Annotated in this window: 15 protein-coding genes; 7 read left to right on the top strand and 8 right to left on the bottom strand. The window is 58.5% G+C overall.

Features of this window, described 5'->3' with window-relative positions:
• The first annotated feature begins 47 nt into the window (after positions 1–47).
• Positions 48–698: a hypothetical protein gene (locus I6L49_RS04955; RefSeq protein ID WP_216950760.1), complete on the top strand. Its 651-nt coding sequence runs from the start codon at positions 48–50 to the stop codon at positions 696–698.
• Positions 699–816: 118 nt separating this feature from the next.
• On the opposite strand, the gene I6L49_RS04950 is transcribed toward I6L49_RS04955, so the two are convergent.
• On the bottom strand, positions 817–2,217 hold the full coding sequence (locus tag I6L49_RS04950; protein ID WP_216950759.1) for a DEAD/DEAH box helicase: 1,401 nt from the start codon (positions 2,215–2,217) through the stop codon (positions 817–819).
• Positions 2,218–2,565: 348 nt separating this feature from the next.
• Between I6L49_RS04950 and I6L49_RS04945 the strand changes: the two genes are divergently transcribed.
• Positions 2,566–3,396: an ABC transporter substrate-binding protein gene (locus I6L49_RS04945; RefSeq protein WP_216950758.1), complete on the top strand. Its 831-nt coding sequence runs from the start codon at positions 2,566–2,568 to the stop codon at positions 3,394–3,396.
• A 111-nt stretch (positions 3,397–3,507) separates the two neighbouring features.
• On the opposite strand, the gene aroC is transcribed toward I6L49_RS04945, so the two are convergent.
• Both aroC and prmB read right to left on the bottom strand, forming a co-directional pair.
• Positions 3,508–4,596, bottom strand: coding sequence for a chorismate synthase (aroC, locus tag I6L49_RS04940; RefSeq protein ID WP_216950757.1), 1,089 nt, complete (start codon positions 4,594–4,596; stop codon positions 3,508–3,510).
• Positions 4,597–4,608: 12 nt separating this feature from the next.
• Positions 4,609–5,544: a 50S ribosomal protein L3 N(5)-glutamine methyltransferase gene (prmB, locus tag I6L49_RS04935; protein ID WP_058051987.1), complete on the bottom strand. Its 936-nt coding sequence runs from the start codon at positions 5,542–5,544 to the stop codon at positions 4,609–4,611.
• An 82-nt stretch (positions 5,545–5,626) separates the two neighbouring features.
• Between prmB and smrB the strand changes: the two genes are divergently transcribed.
• Both smrB and I6L49_RS04925 read left to right on the top strand, forming a co-directional pair.
• Positions 5,627–6,151, top strand: coding sequence for an endonuclease SmrB (gene smrB, locus I6L49_RS04930; RefSeq protein WP_005333198.1), 525 nt, complete (start codon positions 5,627–5,629; stop codon positions 6,149–6,151).
• 57 nt (positions 6,152–6,208) lie between these two features.
• Entirely contained in the window at positions 6,209–7,504 is a 1,296-nt protein-coding gene (locus I6L49_RS04925) for a diguanylate cyclase (protein ID WP_042083013.1), read from the top strand.
• A gap of 133 nt (positions 7,505–7,637) precedes the next feature.
• Here I6L49_RS04925 and I6L49_RS04920 read toward each other — a convergent pair whose 3' ends face one another.
• From I6L49_RS04920 to I6L49_RS04905, 4 genes are all read right to left on the bottom strand, one after another.
• Positions 7,638–8,246 carry a histidine phosphatase family protein gene (locus tag I6L49_RS04920; protein ID WP_042083010.1) on the bottom strand — a complete coding sequence of 203 codons (609 nt, stop codon included), beginning with the start codon at positions 8,244–8,246 and terminating at the stop codon, positions 7,638–7,640.
• A 31-nt stretch (positions 8,247–8,277) separates the two neighbouring features.
• Positions 8,278–8,625 carry a GFA family protein gene (locus I6L49_RS04915; RefSeq protein WP_118853807.1) on the bottom strand — a complete coding sequence of 116 codons (348 nt, stop codon included), beginning with the start codon at positions 8,623–8,625 and terminating at the stop codon, positions 8,278–8,280.
• 506 nt (positions 8,626–9,131) lie between these two features.
• Positions 9,132–10,595: a chitinase gene (locus I6L49_RS04910; protein ID WP_216950756.1), complete on the bottom strand. Its 1,464-nt coding sequence runs from the start codon at positions 10,593–10,595 to the stop codon at positions 9,132–9,134.
• A gap of 307 nt (positions 10,596–10,902) precedes the next feature.
• Complete coding sequence (locus tag I6L49_RS04905) at positions 10,903–12,123, bottom strand: methyltransferase (RefSeq protein WP_216950755.1); 1,221 nt, start codon at positions 12,121–12,123, stop codon at positions 10,903–10,905.
• Positions 12,124–12,307: 184 nt separating this feature from the next.
• On the opposite strand from I6L49_RS04905, the gene I6L49_RS04900 reads away from it, so the two are divergent.
• Positions 12,308–12,886, top strand: coding sequence for an alkylphosphonate utilization protein (locus tag I6L49_RS04900; RefSeq protein WP_005333203.1), 579 nt, complete (start codon positions 12,308–12,310; stop codon positions 12,884–12,886).
• Between the two features lie 196 nt (positions 12,887–13,082).
• On the opposite strand, the gene I6L49_RS04895 is transcribed toward I6L49_RS04900, so the two are convergent.
• Positions 13,083–14,609 (bottom strand): fumarate hydratase, encoded by a 1,527-nt coding sequence (locus tag I6L49_RS04895; RefSeq protein ID WP_216950754.1) that lies wholly within the window; start codon positions 14,607–14,609, stop codon positions 13,083–13,085.
• A 294-nt stretch (positions 14,610–14,903) separates the two neighbouring features.
• On the opposite strand from I6L49_RS04895, the gene pabB reads away from it, so the two are divergent.
• Together pabB and I6L49_RS04885 are read left to right on the top strand one after the other, a co-directional pair.
• Positions 14,904–16,187, top strand: coding sequence for an aminodeoxychorismate synthase component I (pabB, locus tag I6L49_RS04890; RefSeq protein WP_254127548.1), 1,284 nt, complete (start codon positions 14,904–14,906; stop codon positions 16,185–16,187).
• 42 nt (positions 16,188–16,229) lie between these two features.
• On the top strand, positions 16,230–16,796 hold the full coding sequence (locus I6L49_RS04885; protein ID WP_042082994.1) for a CoA pyrophosphatase: 567 nt from the start codon (positions 16,230–16,232) through the stop codon (positions 16,794–16,796).
• Positions 16,797–16,850 lie beyond the last annotated feature (54 nt).

Here is a 16,850-nt window from a genome sequence, read left to right as displayed (position 1 = left end):
ATAGTCGCAACAGTGCTGCTTAAACAAGCCCGATTCAGGAGTACGATATGAAGTGGATTGGCTGGTTACTGCTTGTCGGGCTGACTCCCGTTGCCCACGCAACCCCGCTAAAGCTGGCGGCAGCGGTCGAACACACTGCGATATTGCGCCCTTTTATTCATGACTGGTTTGGCCGGGCCGGCATCGACTTTCAATTGATCCCCTGCACCTATGCCCGCTGCGAAAAGTTGATTGAGGCAGACCATGCCGTCGATGGCGATATGGCCCGGATCAAGGGCTTTGATCAGACCTATCCCCACTTGCTGCAGATCGGTGCCCCCATCTCGGAGGCGGCGATTTATGGTCAGCCAAGGGATAACCCGAGCTGGCCCCCTGCCAAGGGTACCGTGATTGGCTGCCTGCGTGGCATCCAGTGGTGCGAACGCTTCCTCGGCAACTATCAGGTCATCTGGTTGAACGATGAGAAGCAGGGGCTTGCCCAACTGCATCGAGGCAAAGTGGACTGGCTCATCAAGATGCGCCCCGCCTCTCAACCTGCACTGGCGTCCCCCTGGCAGAAGATCACCAAAGAGCAGGTCTTTCTCTATCTCGATAAAAAGCACCGGGCGGAAATTGCAGCCCTGCTCAAGGTACAGCTGGCGTTTATCAATAACGGCCGCTGGCTGGCGATGCAACAGCAGTACCTCTCCGCCATCTAGCGTTGCTCTCGCAGCACCACACAGTGCCGATTGTATGGCTGAAAAAACAAAAAGCCCTGCCAGATTGGCAGGGCTTTTCAGTCAACCGCATAGCTGGGGAGTCAAGCTCCCGAGCCGCTTACTGGTTGTGGGTAGAGCGACGTGGACGACGGGCCTGAGCCGGTTTGCCAGCGCCATCAGCCGGACGCTGACCACCTTGCGGCTTGGGCTTGCCACCGTTACCGGTACGGGCACCACCCACATTCCCATTGGAGGCCGAACGACCGGCACCCTGACGCTGGCCTTGCCCTTGCGGACGCGGCGCACGGCGCTGCTCGCTCGGATCGCGGGGCTCTTTGCGAAGCGGCGCGCCGATACCACGGGCGATGTTGTCGAGGGTCTCGCGGGAGGCTTCAAAACCGGCCACCTGCTCGCAGGGGATGTTTTGCTTGGTCAGACGCTCGATCGCCTTGATAAGCTTGCCTTCATCGGCCGCAACCAGCGAGATGGCGTGACCGGCAGCACCGGCACGACCGGTACGACCGATACGGTGCACGTAATCTTCCGCCACGTTGGGCAGCTCGAAGTTCACTACCTGCGGCAGCTTGTCGATATCGAGGCCACGGGCGGCGATGTCGGTCGCCACCATCACGCGCACGCTGCCATCCTTGAAACCGGCCAGTGCGCGGGTACGGGCACCCTGGCTCTTGTTGCCATGAATGGCGGCGGCACTGATGCCGTCTTTTTCAAGCTTCTCGGCAACGCGGTTGGCGATGTGCTTGGTACGGGTAAAGACCAGCACCTGCTGCCAGTTGTTGCTGGAGATCAGGTGGCTCAGCAGGGCAATCTTGTTGGCCTTGTCGCACGGGTGCACCAGCTGTTCGATACGCTCGGCGGTGCTGTTGCGCGGGGCGACTTCAATGACAGCCGGGTTGTCCAGCAGACCAGTGGCCAGCTCGCGAATTTCATCGGCGAAGGTGGCGGAGAAGAGCAGGTTCTGGCGCTTTTTCGGCAGCAGGGTCAGGATGCGGCGGATGTCGCGGATAAAACCCATGTCGAGCATGCGATCTGCTTCATCCAGTACCAGGATCTCCACCTCGTCAAATTTGACGGCATTCTGGTTGTAGAGATCGATCAGACGGCCCGGACAGGCCACCAGCACATCCAGACCACGGCGGGTCGCCATCATCTGCGGGTTGATGCTCACGCCACCGAAGACCACGTGGCTGCGCAGGGGCAAATGCTTGCCGTAGTTGCGCACGCTCTCGCCCACCTGGGCGGCCAGCTCGCGCGTCGGGGTCAGTACCAGCGCACGGACGCGGTTCGGAGAGACCTTGCGCTTGCTCTCCATCAGACGTTGCAGCATCGGCAGGGTAAAGCCTGCGGTCTTGCCGGTCCCTGTTTGCGCCGCCGCCATCAGATCGCGGCCAGCCAGAACGGCGGGGATCGCTTGCTGCTGAATGGGAGACGGGGTGTCGTAGCCTTGTTCGGCAACGGCACGCAACAAGGGTTCGGCCAGACCGAGGGAAGTAAAACTCATAATTACCTGCTAGAGATAGGGGCGCCGGGGATTTGTGGTGGGGCTCCTCTGCTGAGCCGATGCCATCTCACAAGATCTGGGCCTATTGAGAAAACAACGATTTCCCCGGGGAGCAGAGCAAAGGGGAAAGAATAGAGGCGCAGTCTAACGGAGTTGCCCGGGATAAACGAGAAAAATGTGATGCTCCTCCCAGCACGAAGAGAAAATCCCCCTCCTGCCCCCCGAATAATCCCGTTGATTGATGTAACACGCACCACACTATTAACTGGTAACACAATATCAGCCCTCGCAGGCATGACTCGCGGGGCAAAAGCAAGGGATAGAAGAACACAATAACGAGGTTTAGCTATGACCACGTCATATCATCCCCGCGGCAGCTGGCAGGCAAGGATTGGCCTGCTGCTTCTGCTGCTAAGCCCTGCACTGCAGGCCAGTCAGACCCTGACCGTGGCGTGGAGTCACTGGCCCCCCTTCAGCCAAATCAACAACCGGGGTGAGCTGGATGGGCTGGATGTCAGCCTGACCCGCCAGATCCTCACCCAGGCGGGCTTTGCCCCCAAGTTTCGCGAGCTTCCCTGGGCGCGGGCACTGCATCTGGTAGAACACGATCAGCTGGATGTGGCGATGGCCGCCCTCCCTCTGCCGGAGCGCCAGAGCTATGCCCGCTTCTCGACACCCTACCGCCAGAGTGCCTATGTGCTGCTGAGCAATGACCCTATTCCCGGCCATCAGGATCGCTGGGCGCAGCTCGATAATCTGCCCGCGCTGTGCCACGAGAAAGGACTCAAGATAGGCAAGTTGCGCGGCACCCGTCCCATGCATCAGATGGATAGCTGCCCGGCGCTTAAAATGGCGACCGAATACAACGCCGATGAGCGGATGATCGATCTGCTGCTGGCTCGCCGCCTCGATGGCATCATCATGGAGTGGCAATATGCCCGCTACCGGCTGGCCCAGCTGGGGGCCGAAGAGTTTATCAGCTGCCAGCTGTTGCTACACCACCAGCCGGTCAGCCTGATGTTTGCCAAAAACAGCGTGAGCGAAGAACAGATCCTCAAAGTCAACGAGGCCATTCATGCCTTGCCCAAACCCCACAACAAGTTCTCGCCCCCCAGGTGTCGCCTCAATGCCGATCCGGGCGCCGCGGATCTGCTGACCCGCACCCTCCGCAAGCATTGACGGGATAAGCCGCCACCTGAAATAGCAAAGGCGACCCGAAGGTCGCCTTTTTGGTATTGTCGAACTTGTTCCCCGAACAGGGAACGCTCAGTCGATAAGCAGCAACAGCGATCAGCGCAGCTGCGGGGTATGGGTCAACACCCCCTGATTCTGGGCGCGATGGCGCAGCAGGTGATCCATCAATACCAGTGCCAGCATGGCTTCGGCGATGGGCACGGCGCGGATGCCGACGCAAGGGTCGTGACGACCCTTGGTGATCATCTCGATAGCCTCACCTTCGGTATTGATGGTCTTGCCCGGCACAGTGATGCTGGAAGTCGGTTTGAGCGCCATGCTCACCACGATATCCTGACCTGACGAGATCCCGCCCAGAATGCCGCCCGCATGGTTGCTGGCAAAACCTGACGGGGTCATCTCGTCGCGATGCTCGGAGCCTTTTTGCTCCACTACCGCAAAGCCGTCACCTATCTCCACCCCTTTCACCGCATTGATGCCCATCATGGCATGGGCAATGTCGGCGTCGAGACGATCAAACACCGGCTCACCCAGGCCCACCGGCACATTGCGCGCAATGACCTGCACCTTGGCACCGATACTGTTGCCCTCTTTTTTCAGGTCACGCATGTATTGATCGAGCTCTTCCAGCTTGCCCGCATCGGGGAAGAAGAAGGGATTCTGCTCAATCTGCGCCACATCGAACGCCTCGGCCTTGATGGGGCCGAGCTGGGAGAGAAAACCGGTGATCTCGATGCCATGCACCTGTTTGAGGTACTTCTTGGCGATCGCCCCCGCCGCTACCCGCATCGCGGTCTCGCGTGCCGAGGAGCGACCACCGCCGCGATAGTCCCGCTGACCATACTTTTGGTGGTAGGTGTAGTCAGCGTGACCCGGCCGGAACAGATCTTTGATGTCGGAGTAATCCTTGGAGCGCTGATCGGTATTCTCGATGAGCAGCCCGATGGAGGTGCCGGTGGTCTTGCCCTCGAATACCCCGGAGAGGATCTTAACCTCATCCGGCTCGCGGCGCGGCGTGGTGTAGCGAGAAGTGCCCGGCTTGCGCCGATCCAGATCCCCCTGCAGATCCGCCTCACTGATCTCCAGCCCCGGCGGGCAGCCGTCGACCACGGCCCCCAGCGCCAGGCCGTGGCTCTCGCCAAAGGTGGTGACCCGAAAGAGTTGACCAAAACTGTTCCCTGCCATGCGCGCTCCTGCTTAGTTCTTGTAGATGGCGAAATGATCCTGATACTGCACCAGCTCGTCACGGGTCATCACAAAGACGCCGTGGCCGCCGTTTTCGAATTCAACCCAGGTAAAGGGGATCTCGGGGAACTGGGCTTCCAGATGGATCATGCTGTTGCCCACTTCGACCACCAGCACGCCGTTATCCTTGAGGAAATCTGCCGCATGGGCCAGCAGACGCTTGGTCAGCTTGAGACCATCGGAGCCGGACGCCAGCGCCAGCTCGGGCTCGTGACGGAATTCATCCGGCAGATCCGACATATCTTCGGAGTCCACATAGGGCGGGTTGGAGACGATGAGATCGTACTTGTCGCCCGCCGGCAGATCGCGGAACAGATCAGAGCGGATCGGAATGACCTGCTGCTCCAGCCCGTGATCGTTGATATTGCGCTCGGCCACGTTCAACGCATCGACGCTGATGTCGATGGCATCCACTTCCGCTTCCGGGAACTCGTGGGCCATGATGATGGCGATACAGCCGGAGCCGGTGCACAGGTCCATGATCCGGGTCGGTTCATGTTTGAGGAAGGGCGCGAAACGGTTGGCCACCATCTCGGCAATGGGGGAACGGGGAATGAGCACCCGCTCGTCCACGTAGAACTCCCAACCGGCATACCAGGCCTTGTTGGTCAGATAGGCGGCCGGTACCCGCTCCTGTACGCGGCGGATAATCAGCTCGGCGATACGGTGACGCTCGCTGCTGGTGAGACGGGAGTGGCGCATGGCCGGGTCTACATCCGGTGGCAGATGTAACGCGGGCAGTACCAGCTGCACAGCTTCATCCCAGGCGTTGTCGGTTCCATGACCGTAAAAAATCCCGGCGTCGTTGAAACGACTCATGGCCCAACGCAACATGTCCTGGATGGTGTGCATCTCGGCAACCACCTCATCGATAAATATCTTGTCCAAATCCACCTCCAAGTCGAGTAATATCCGGCCCGAGCCCCGTTTACCTGACGGGCAAGACGCATACCTAATACATGAGCATCTGATGAAAAAAACGCCCTCACCGACAGACGAGGAAACCCTGCTGTTCCGCGATGCGATAAAAGGTACCCGGAAAATCAAGCAAGATACCATAAGGGCCGAGTTACGCCCGGTCAAGCAGAAACGCGAATTGCGCGAAACCCGCGAAAAGCTTGGGGTTGACCACTATTTCAGCGATGAGTATCAGCCCCATCTCGACGATGATGGGCCGACCCGTTACGTGCGGGAAGATGTGTCAAAATTTGAGCTGAAAAAGCTCAAGCGGGGCATTTATCCGCCGGAGATCTATCTCGATCTGCACGGCATGAACCAGCAGCAGGCAAAACAGGAGCTGGCCGCCCTGCTCACCCTCTGCCAGAAAGAGAACATTCACGTCGCCTCGGTGATGCACGGCATCGGCAAACATATTCTCAAACAGCGCATTCCCAGCTGGCTGGCCCAGCACCCCAATGTGCGCGCCTTCCATCAGGCCCCCCGCGAATGGGGCGGCGACAGCGCCATTCTGGTGTTGCTGGATATCGAAGAGTAGTTAGCCAAACGACCACACTATACTGAATATCAATATGTTATTCGCCGTGGAGGTCGCATGTTTACACAGGGTTCCCATGCCGACATAAAGTCATCTCTCGACGCCATCGGCGCTGCCGTGGCGGTGTTCAGCCTCGACAAGGATGATCACTTTGTGCTGGTCTCTGCCAACGATACCTTTGCCAAGGCGTTCGAGCTGGATGTCCTTGGCAGCATTGGCAAACAGCTGAGCGAGATGTTTCCCCGCTACATCACCAATACCATCGAGCCGCCAATGCACGAGTGTGTGCGCATGCAGACCGGGCTCGAGAGCGAGCTGCCTATCGACAGCCTCTCGCGTACCAGTTGGTGGCGCTTTATTCTCTCCCCCATCATCCCCGAGCAGGCACGGATCAACCGGATCATCGTGACCGCTATCGACATCACCGCCAGGATGCAGCTGGAAGAGGCGCTCACCACCAGTCGCCGCCGCTTCGAAGCGGTGGTCAACTCCGCCTATGACGGCATCATCAGTGTCAGCAGCGAATCGCGCATCGAGCTTATCAATACCGCTGCCTGCGAGATGTTCGGCATCGACGAGAGCTATCTCGGCAAGCGGTTGGAAACCCTGCTTCCCCAGCGTTTTCGCGCCAATCACGAAACCTATTTCAAAGCCTTCAGCAGCTCCCCCATCAATTCGCGCCCAATGCATGCTCGCGCCTCGGTGATGGGTCTGCGCCGAGACGGCAGCGAATTTCCGCTGGAGGTGACCATCGCCAAGATCAATTTGGGCCCGACCACCGAGATGACCGCCATCTTGCGGGATATCTCGGAGCGAGCCCGACTGGTGGAGGAGTTGAAGGTCGCCGCCACCACGGATCCCCTGACCGGCATTGCCAACCGGCGCCGCTTCAACGAGCTGGTCAACGCCGAAATGCAACGCTGCCAGCGTTTTGGCCATACCATGAGCCTGCTGCTGATCGATATCGACCACTTCAAGGAAGTCAACGATACCTTTGGCCATCAACAGGGAGATCTGGCGATCCTGAGTCTGGTGAAACGGATCAGCAAACAGCTGCGGGAGGTGGACATGCTGGGTCGCTGGGGTGGCGAAGAGTTTATCGTGCTGCTGCCGGAAACCTCCCTCGAGCTCGCCTGGGCCAGCGCCGAGCGGATCAGGCTAGCCATCGAATCCCAGCACCATGCACTGGACGGGGCTCTTGAGATCTCCCTCACCATCAGTATCGGGATCAGCGCCAGCAAGGGCAGCCATGACACTGTAGAGAAGATGGTTAGACGGGCCGACACCGCCCTCTATCTGGCCAAAAAGCAGGGGCGCAACTGCTGCCGCAAAGAGGAGCCGGAGCCGACCTGATGGCGCGCGCCCCTGCCCTCTGGTGACACTGCTAACCTGTGCCTGCAGAGATAACCAACCGCAGCGAACACAATAAAGCAGCGCGACTCTCTTCAGTAGCACTGCTTTTTTCGTTCTGCCTTTGGTGCACTTTTCAATCACCACCATCAAGAGGACGGCTAAAGCGCAGTGGGCCGCCATCAGCCTGAGATAGCCTCACCGACAGCATGCCGCCGTTGGGCAATTGCCATTCGAAGAAGTCATCAAAACCGGCAATCGTTACGGCGCGGATCACCTTGGCGACCACACCGTGCGCCACCAGCAATATCCGCTCCCCTTGCATGGTCGAAGCAAGTTCCGTGAGTCCCTGCGAGACCCGAGCAATCACCTCATCAATGGTTTCACCACCGGGTGGCGATTCAGCCCAGCGCCGGGTGATATTGCGCGCCCACAGCTCGGGATAGCGTGTTCTTGCCTCTACCTGTGTCAGCCCTTCAAACAGGCCGACATCCCGCTCACGAAAGGCAGGCACAAGCTCCACAGGCAATCCCAACTGACGAGACAAGATGGTAGCACTCTCACTTGTTCGCTGCAGAGGGGATGCCAGCAGCCGATCGAACGGGGCCTGAGTGGCCGCTATCTCGTCAGCCAATCGGGCAATGTGCCTCTGGCCACTCTCATTAAGCCCGATATCCAGTGCACCCTGATACCGTCCTTCCGCATTGGCTTGCGTCTCGCCATGGCGGATAACTACCAGCTCCATGTCAACCTCCCTTGTTGGGGCTACCTTGGTTTTACTTCCCTTTACGATAACGGGGATGCTCGTCCTGGATCGACAACCAGGGCAGCTGGCTGTCAGTATGGATGTGATAGGTTGGCGCAATAGCCTCTGGATTATCGAGAGAGGCGATAGCCAACGTGAGATAGTCAGGGTACTGGGTGCTGCGATACGTGAGGGTGGAGCCACACTCGGCGCAAAATCCCCGTCGGATAAAATCTGAAGACGCATACTCGGTCGGTTTGCCGCATAACCACTGCACCTGTTCGGCGTGAAAGTCCATCCAGGCCCCGACCGGTGCCCCCGTGGTGCGCTGGCAATCCCGACAGTGACAAAAATCGGCCGCAAAAGGTGCAGTCAGCATCTCATAACGGATCGCCCCGCAATGACAACCCCCCTTCATCTCTCCCCCTCGTTGCAATTTTGCACAAGCCAAAGAGATTACCAATATAAACCTGCCGTTTACATCTATTTTCTCAAGGGAATAAGCGACAATGTACCGAGATAAAGCTGAGTGATATAGCAAGACCTCACCATTTCAGGTGATAAATGACAGTTTACCAATAGAGAAGACACTCCTCATATTCTCAATGAGATATTTCATTTATGGTGGAAAATGAATTCGCAAGTAACGCACTACGCTCATCATAAGACGCTAGTTTATGGGGGCTAACGAACCTGAATATAAACTTTATTCTTAACTTTGATTCAACACTATTTCATTTCAATTTTCAGATAGAAACTCACCTTATCAGTTAGAACATAAGCACCATTAAAAACACAAGATAATATTCAGTAATGCACTGTTGATAATTAACGAGGAGAAGGAGTTATCCGCCCTCTCCTCTTTGGGAGTGAAATTACGCCATCTTATTTGGCAGGAACTACAACCCAGGGGCCACCTTTGGCGGGATCATCCCCTTGCGTCCACCATTTGGCCTGATAGACGGCGCCCTTGTAGCTCACCTTGCTGCCAGCGGTATAGACCTTGCTGGCATCCCAGGCAGGCTGACCATCAACCGGCGGATCAACCGGATCGACCGGGGCGGGATCGAGCTTGGCGACGATCCGCACTTTCGGCCAGTTGGCGTGGGAACCGTAGAAGTTGGTCACGCACTTCTCGTAATCACCCGGCACCAGCGCGGAATAAGCGGTCTGGAAGCCCACCAGCTCGCACTCGAAGGAGTAACCACCCGGGCGATCCGGATAGTATTTCCAGTTGCCATCCCAGTTGGTGTAGAGCACGTCGGTGGCGCCGTTGAGATTGAGGCTGCCATAGGGGGTCTGCTGCCAGCAGGTGTTTTTCTCATCCGCCTTGATCTGGATCTGATAGTGGTTGGCCAGCCCTTCCCAGTAGCGAATACGGTTGACCGGCTGCCCCTTGTCCTTGTTCTGCTCGCCACACTCGATGCCGCCGTTGATGACGTTTATGGTGGTGCCAAAGCCATAGCCGATACCGGCGTCAGCTTCCCGTTTGGAGGGTATCCAGGTACGATCAATCACGTGCAGCATGGCCGGTTTCGGGGCCTGCGGGGTGAGGAAAAACCAGATGGCAGAAGCGAGGTTAAGCCAGGAGTCCGCCACCAGCCCCGGGTTGTTGAGCAGCACGGAGGCATCGCCATCAAACATCGCCTCGGAGAAGGCACCGTAGTTGAAGTGGTAAGAAAGCTGCTTGGCGCCGCGGCCGAAGTACCCCTGACCCGTGCTGCAAGGCCACTTCTTGTTTTGCCAGTCGTTCTGGCCACAGCCGGTGGTGTAGCCGGTCTGTCCCTCTGACCAGCCCATCTCCCGCACATGCACCAGCGCCTGTTGCCACTCCTCCAGCCCCAGCGGGTTATCGGAGACGTTCTCCTTGGCAATGTGGCCACCGGTCTCCTGAGAGAAGTGGGCAAAGGCGGTCACGATGGATTTTTTACAGATCGCATCAGAATCACGCCCGTCAGTATATTCACCACAGAATGCAGGGAATTTACCGATGGCTCGCAAGAAGCGGACATAAGTATATTCCGGCGCTGCCATCTGGGTTAAATATTCCCATTCAGATTGGGGAAATACCCGTTCAACCCGTTTTACGTTGTCAGGATTGCTTGCCAGACCCGGTTCAATGGCATCAACGATTTTATTTGACCGGGTCGCCAATGCCTTGGCCCATATTGCATACATGGGATTGGCCGTCTTGGCTTTTTCCATGGCTGCCAGATCCGGGGCCGCAATCACATATCCTCCCGCATTTTGCGGATCGGGTTGAATATTCATGGCTGCACTCATTGCGGCATAGCTTGGCAATGCGCAGGCGGCAGCGATCAGCCAGACACAACGCTTGGGTTTGAACATGTTTATCGTCCTTGTTTGAATTAATGCGTTCCAAGAGTAGGTGTTTCAACAACTAAATTCACGATGAGAATTAAGAAATAGGCAGAATTTGTGAGCCATTTCACCTTGTGATGTTCAGTGCAGCTGAAACAAATAAAAGGAACCCAAACGAAAACGCCCCAGCGTGATCTGTCGCCCATTTTTAGAACAGTTGAGACGGCCAGATGACCTGCCATACGGTCATTGTTCGTGATAAAAAAAATGACTGACAGGCTCAACCTGTCAGCCATCATCAATGTTCAAGAAAAATGCTCAAAATAGCCGGATGTCAGGCACGCACGGCACGGATCAGGATATTGCGCGGGGTCATGGGTTTGGCACAGAACTCCCCCACTTCGACCCGATAGCCCTGCTCTTGCAAAAAGAGCGCGCGATCCAGCGCCAGCCAAATCTCGAGGGGACGGCGAAACAAATGACGCACCAGCTCCATGCGGGCGACATCACCAAAGCGGCGCTCCCCGTGTTCCAACCAGGTGAGGTAGTCGAGCCCGGCGGGCAGCACAATCCCTTTGCGTTCAGCAGCCCAAACGCAGAATGCCTCAAACGTGCCGGTCAGCAGGCTCTTTTGCATATTGGGCACCGGCAGATACTCATCCACCCCGCGCACCTGACGCTGCAGGCAGTCAAACCCGAGCCGCCACACCACTTCCTGCTCGCGCAGGCGGGCGATCCGCGCACCGCCGGTCACCGTCTCCTGTAGCGGCAACTTGAGATCCGCTTTGCTCAACACCAGCTCGCTGGCATTGGCCGCGGCCGACAGCGGGCGATAGTGGCTGGTGCGGATCAGGTGGTAACAACAGGGAGATATGGTCACGCCGCGGGCACTGCGCTCGGCCACCCGCTCCAGCAGATGGGTGTGCAGCTCACCGCAGGCATGGAGTGCCATGGCGTGATGTTCGGGGGCGATCAGCGCCGCCGATTCAGGGGCAAAGGCATCGGCGCAGGTAAAGGTCATATTGGCGCCATCCCGCTCGGCCAGCAGCCGACCTTCGTCACAAAGCTGTCCTTGCAACTCCAGACTGAGGATAGGAGACTGTCGATGAAGTGACACCAGCCGCCCAAGATGTCCCTTGCCAGCACACCACTCCAGATAGGGGCCCTGATGGGCCGGCAGACAGGCGGTGAACGACTCGATCTGGGCCTGCTTGCGCCCCGGCATATGCAGCGCCATTTCCTTGCTGCAGGTGATGGGATCCGGGGTAAACGGGGCAAGCTGGCTGAGCTGCTGCAGCTCGACTCCCTCGGCAATCCAGGGGGCAAGCAGACTGCTGAGGGCATCCATATCCGCATCGAGCTCTGCCAACTGGCCGAGCGTCAGCCCATTGAGCAACGCAGCCAGTTCGGGCGCCTCATCGGCAAAGGCCATGGTCAGATGATGATATGGCTGATATTGCCACCAGCGTCGGTAGCGGGTGAGCAGTCGATCCAGTTGTTGAAAACGTTGAGCCAGCACGAATGCCCCTGCCTTGCAGTCAAAAAGGAGGCTCATTCTAGCGATCCCGCTTCAAATTGCACTCTCAATACCAAACGATCAGCGCCGCGCAACAGCACAGCCAACCTTGTGAGCCAGGGCAAACCTGACAAAGTGCGGGGTTTTATGCTATATTTCGCCCCCTCTTTCACGCGCCCCGCCCAACGCGGGTCGTTTTACCACTAGCTATGGGACCAACAACATGACCATCAACGCCATTCTGCAAGCGCGCGCGGGCGCCAAGTGTGAACTGTGCAGCGCCGAGCAGGCGCTGACCGCCTTCGTGGTGCCTCACTCCCCCGCCAGCGACGATGATCACAGCGTTGCTATCTGTGACACCTGCCGTGGTCAGCTGGAACAACCGGATACCCTGGTGGTCAACCACTGGCGTTGCCTGAGTGACAGCATGTGGAGCCAGGTGCCTGCGGTGCAGGTGATGGCATGGCGCCAGCTGAAAGCTCTCTCCGGCAAGGGTGAAGTGTGGGCTCAGGATCTGCTGGACATGATGTACATGGAAGACGAAGCCAAGGCCTGGGCTGAAGCTGGTATTGCTGACGAAGATGACGACAGCGTACCGACCGTTGACTCCAACGGCGCCGTGCTGCAAGAGGGCGACTCTGTCACCCTGATCAAGGATCTGGACGTGAAAGGCGCCGGTTTCACCGCCAAGCGCGGCACCCTGGTCAAGGGCATCCGTCTGACCAACAACCCGCTCCATATCGAAGGCAAGGTCAACGGCGTGCAGATCGTACTGGTGGCCGCCTACCTGAAAAAGGCCTAAGCCAGGTGCAATTGCGCTGCTGACAGAGCACAAGCACAACGAAAAAGGATGGCGTCACGCCATCCTTTTTTATACCTGCTTGCCGCAAACGGCCAACCTGAGCCCATAACAGGCCAGCCAAAGCAACAAGGCGCATCCGGATGGACGCGCCTTGTTTACATGGCCGATGCCGTTAACCGGCAGCGAAAACGGTCACTCAGGAGGAGAGCTTGCCATCCAGCTCGGCAATCTTGGCAGACCAGTAGGCCGGGCCGGTTTCGTGGATATTGTTGCCTTCGGAGTCGACCGCAACGGTCACCGGCATATCTTCCACTTCAAACTCGTAGATCGCTTCCATGCCGAGATCGGCAAAGGCCACCACGCGCGCCTTCTTGATAGCCTTGGCAACCAGATAGGCGGCGCCGCCCACCGCCATCAGATAGACGGCCTTGTGTTGCTTGATGCTCTCGACGGTTTTCGGGCCACGCTCGGATTTGCCGATCATGCCGATAAGGCCAGTTTCACCCAGCATCATCTCGGTGAACTTGTCCATCCGGGTAGAGGTGGTGGGGCCAGCCGGGCCAACTACTTCGTCACGCACCGCATCGACCGGGCCTACGTAATAGATGAAGCGGTTGGTGAAATCGACCCCTTCAGGCAGCCCTTCGCCATTTTTCAGCATGTCGGCGATACGCTTGTGGGCCGCGTCGCGACCGGTGAGGATCTTGCCGGAGAGCAGCACGGTATCACCGCTCTTCCAGCTGGCCAGTTCGGCCTTGGTGATGCCATCGACGTTGACGCGGCGCACGTTGCCACCCGCTTCACGGGTGATCTCCGGCCAGTCACTCAGTTTCGGCGGAGTCAGTTCGGCAGGGCCTGAACCATCCAGCTCGAAGTGAACGTGGCGGGTCGCGGCGCAGTTGGGGATCATCACCACCGGCTTGGAAGCGGCGTGAGTCGGCGCAGATTTCACCTTCACATCCAGCACGGTAGTGAGGCCGCCCAACCCCTGGGCTCCGATCCCCAGCTTGTTGACCTTGTCGTAGAGCTCGACCCGCAGCTTCTCTTCGGTGGTTTGCGGGCCACGGGCGATCAGCTCCTGAATGTCGATGTGCTCCATCAGGGCCTCTTTGGCCAGCACCGCGGCTTTCTCGGCGGTACCGCCGATGCCGATGCCCAGCATGCCGGGCGGGCACCAGCCTGCGCCCATGGTCGGCACGGTTTTCAGCACCCACTCGACGATATCGTCAGAGGGGTTGAGCATCACCATCTTGGATTTGTTCTCGGAGCCGCCGCCTTTGGCCGCGATGCTCACTTCCACCTTGTTGCCGGGGATCATGTCGATATGGACCACGGCAGGGGCGTTGTCTTTGGTATTCTTGCGACTGCCGGCCGGATCGGCCAGCACGGAGGCGCGCAGCGGGTTGTCAGGATTGGTGTAGGCACGACGGGTCCCTTCGTCCACCATCTCCTGCACCGTCATGTCGCTGTCCCACTGGACTTGCATGCCAATTTTGACGAAACAGGTCACGATGCCGGTGTCCTGGCAGAGCGGGCGATGACCTTCGGCGGACATGCGGGAGTTGATCAGGATCTGGGCCAGCGCATCTTTGGCGGCCGGGTTGGCCTCGCGGTCATACGCCGCTTTGGCAGCCTGAACAAAATCCAACGGGTGGTAATAGGAGATGTACTGGAGGGCATCTGCGATAGAATCGATGAAATCCTGTTTTTTTATAATGCTCATATCATCCTCACTGGTCCTTGTCTCTGCCACGGAGCAGGGCAAGGGCTTCCATATGATGGGCCGTGCTGACGTGCTGGCTAAAAACTATCAACCAGCAAAAAACGAACGACACGGCAGTTTTTTCTTAAGTCACCGACACCTATGATACGCTTGCCCACCAGCACCGACTAGGGTTCGGGAACCAAACTGTTGCCTGTGTAACATAAAATGACGCCAACACTTCATATCCATCATCTAGACCATAGTGCTGAACTCCATCAGCTTTTTGCCCGCCTGCAGCATCAGCCGTGGGCCATGTTGCTGGAGTCAGCGGGACCACTCGGTGCCGATAACGGCTTTGATATCATCAGCGCCGATCCGCTGGCGACCCTCGAAACCCGCGGCGAAGTGACCACTCTGCGTGTCGGGGCGAATATCAGCAAACACCACGAAGATCCCCTCGCCCTGCTGGCCCATACCCAGCAACAACTCCTGGGGGAGCAGGATCAGATCACCACTCGCCTTCCCTTTATTGGTGGCGCCCTCGGCCTGTTTGGCTATGATCTGGGCCGTCGCTTCGAGCGACTGCCAGTGCAGGCCGCCGCCGATATCGCGGTGCCGGACATGGCGGTGGGCATCTACGACTGGACGCTGCTGCGCAATGTGGCGACCGGCGACTGGCAACTGGTGCACTGGGGGGATGAAGCAGGCCTTGCCAAGCGGCTGGCCTGGCTTGAACAGCAGCAGACCAAACCGGCTCCCGCTTTTGCCTTGCAGGGGTCGTGGCAGAGCAATATGAGCCGCGCCGAGTATGGCGAGAAGTTTGCCCGCATTCAGGAATACCTTGCTGCGGGGGATTGCTACCAGATCAACCTGACCCAGCGTTTCAGCGCCCCCTATCAAGGGGATGAGTGGCAGGCCTATTGCCTGCTGGCAACAGCCAACAAGGCCCCCTTCTCAGCCTTTATCCGTCTGCCGGAGAGCGCGCTGCTGAGCCTCTCTCCCGAGCGGTTCCTGCTGCTCGATGGCCGCCATATCGAAACCAAACCCATCAAAGGCACTCGCCCTCGCCACCCCGATCCGGCGACCGATCGGCAAGTCGCGCTGGAGCTGGCGCAGGCGGAAAAGGACAGATCAGAGAATCTGATGATCGTTGATCTGCTGCGCAACGATATAGGTCGGGTCAGCCGGCCGGGCTCGGTCAGCGTGCCTCATCTCTTTGCGGTGGAGTCGTTTCCGGCGGTACATCATCTGGTCTCCACCATCCATGGTGAGCTGGATGCACGCTGGCAAGGGGTCGATCTGCTGCGGGCCTGTTTCCCGGGTGGCTCCATCACCGGCGCCCCCAAGATCCGCGCCATGGAGATCATCGAAGAGCTGGAGCCCCAGCGCCGCAATGCCTATTGCGGCAGCATCGGCTATCTCAGCCAGCATGGCCGGATGGATACCAGCATCTGCATTCGTACCCTGATCGCCGAAGCGGGTCGCCTGCACTGCTGGGCCGGTGGCGGCATCATCGCCGACTCCGATGCCGACAGCGAATACCAGGAGACCTATGACAAGGTCGCCCGCATCCTGCCGCCGCTGTCGGCGCTGTAACCGCCTCCACCGTCAAGGCAACACACAGGAGAGCTCCCCGCCATGGATCGCCACGAACTGCTGACCCGCTTCCAGTTGCAGCGACCCGCCCCGGCCCATCGCCTTGCCATTGGCGGGCTCAGTCCGGCGGCGGTATTGATCCCGGTGGTGATGCGCGATGAGGGGCTCAGCGTGTTATTGACCCGGCGCAGCCCACGGCTGCGCCATCATGGGGGGCAGATCAGCTTCCCCGGCGGGCGACAGGATCCCGGCGACGAGAACCTGATTGCCACGGCGCTGCGGGAGACCGAAGAGGAGCTCGGCATTCCGGCACGGCTGATTGAAGTGATCGGCACCCTCAACCCGCTCAATACGGTGTCACGATTCGAGGTGCTGCCGGTGCTGGGGCTGCTCGATGGCAACTATCCCCTCATCCTGAGTCCGGATGAGGTGGATCACGCCTTCGAAGTGCCGCTGACCCATCTGCTGGATCGCCGCAACCACATCCCCCTGACCCTTTCCAGAGGGGGGAAAGCACACACCATCTACTGGATCCCCTGGCAACAGCACTTTATCTGGGGGGCTACCGCCAGCATGATCAACCAGCTAGCCCTGCATCTCGCAAAATAACAATTTACCTACATTTGGCTGAGCGAGATTTAATCATTAACACTAAAATAACGT

Origin of the sequence: Aeromonas sp. FDAARGOS 1419, from assembly GCF_019047045.1 — a bacterium.
Taxonomy (GTDB): Bacteria; Pseudomonadota; Gammaproteobacteria; order Enterobacterales; family Aeromonadaceae; genus Aeromonas; species Aeromonas veronii.
The sequence above is the reverse complement of the archived record's forward strand: the minus strand, read 5'-3'. Positions and strand labels throughout refer to the sequence as shown.

Coding starts and splice junctions, on each gene's coding strand:
- I6L49_RS04920 (WP_042083010.1), bottom strand. CDS start 8,246: ATGGAGCTGGTAGTTATCCGCCATGGCGAGACGCAAGCCAATGCGGAA.
- I6L49_RS04915 (WP_118853807.1), bottom strand. CDS start 8,625: ATGCTGACTGCACCTTTTGCGGCCGATTTTTGTCACTGTCGGGATTGC.
- smrB (WP_005333198.1), top strand. CDS start 5,627: ATGAAAAAAACGCCCTCACCGACAGACGAGGAAACCCTGCTGTTCCGC.
- I6L49_RS04910 (WP_216950756.1), bottom strand. CDS start 10,595: ATGTTCAAACCCAAGCGTTGTGTCTGGCTGATCGCTGCCGCCTGCGCA.
- I6L49_RS04885 (WP_042082994.1), top strand. CDS start 16,230: ATGGATCGCCACGAACTGCTGACCCGCTTCCAGTTGCAGCGACCCGCC.
- I6L49_RS04905 (WP_216950755.1), bottom strand. CDS start 12,123: ATGAGCCTCCTTTTTGACTGCAAGGCAGGGGCATTCGTGCTGGCTCAA.
- I6L49_RS04955 (WP_216950760.1), top strand. CDS start 48: ATGAAGTGGATTGGCTGGTTACTGCTTGTCGGGCTGACTCCCGTTGCC.
- I6L49_RS04925 (WP_042083013.1), top strand. CDS start 6,209: ATGTTTACACAGGGTTCCCATGCCGACATAAAGTCATCTCTCGACGCC.
- I6L49_RS04945 (WP_216950758.1), top strand. CDS start 2,566: ATGACCACGTCATATCATCCCCGCGGCAGCTGGCAGGCAAGGATTGGC.
- aroC (WP_216950757.1), bottom strand. CDS start 4,596: ATGGCAGGGAACAGTTTTGGTCAACTCTTTCGGGTCACCACCTTTGGC.
- I6L49_RS04950 (WP_216950759.1), bottom strand. CDS start 2,217: ATGAGTTTTACTTCCCTCGGTCTGGCCGAACCCTTGTTGCGTGCCGTT.
- pabB (WP_254127548.1), top strand. CDS start 14,904: ATGTTGCTGGAGTCAGCGGGACCACTCGGTGCCGATAACGGCTTTGAT.
- I6L49_RS04895 (WP_216950754.1), bottom strand. CDS start 14,609: ATGAGCATTATAAAAAAACAGGATTTCATCGATTCTATCGCAGATGCC.
- I6L49_RS04900 (WP_005333203.1), top strand. CDS start 12,308: ATGACCATCAACGCCATTCTGCAAGCGCGCGCGGGCGCCAAGTGTGAA.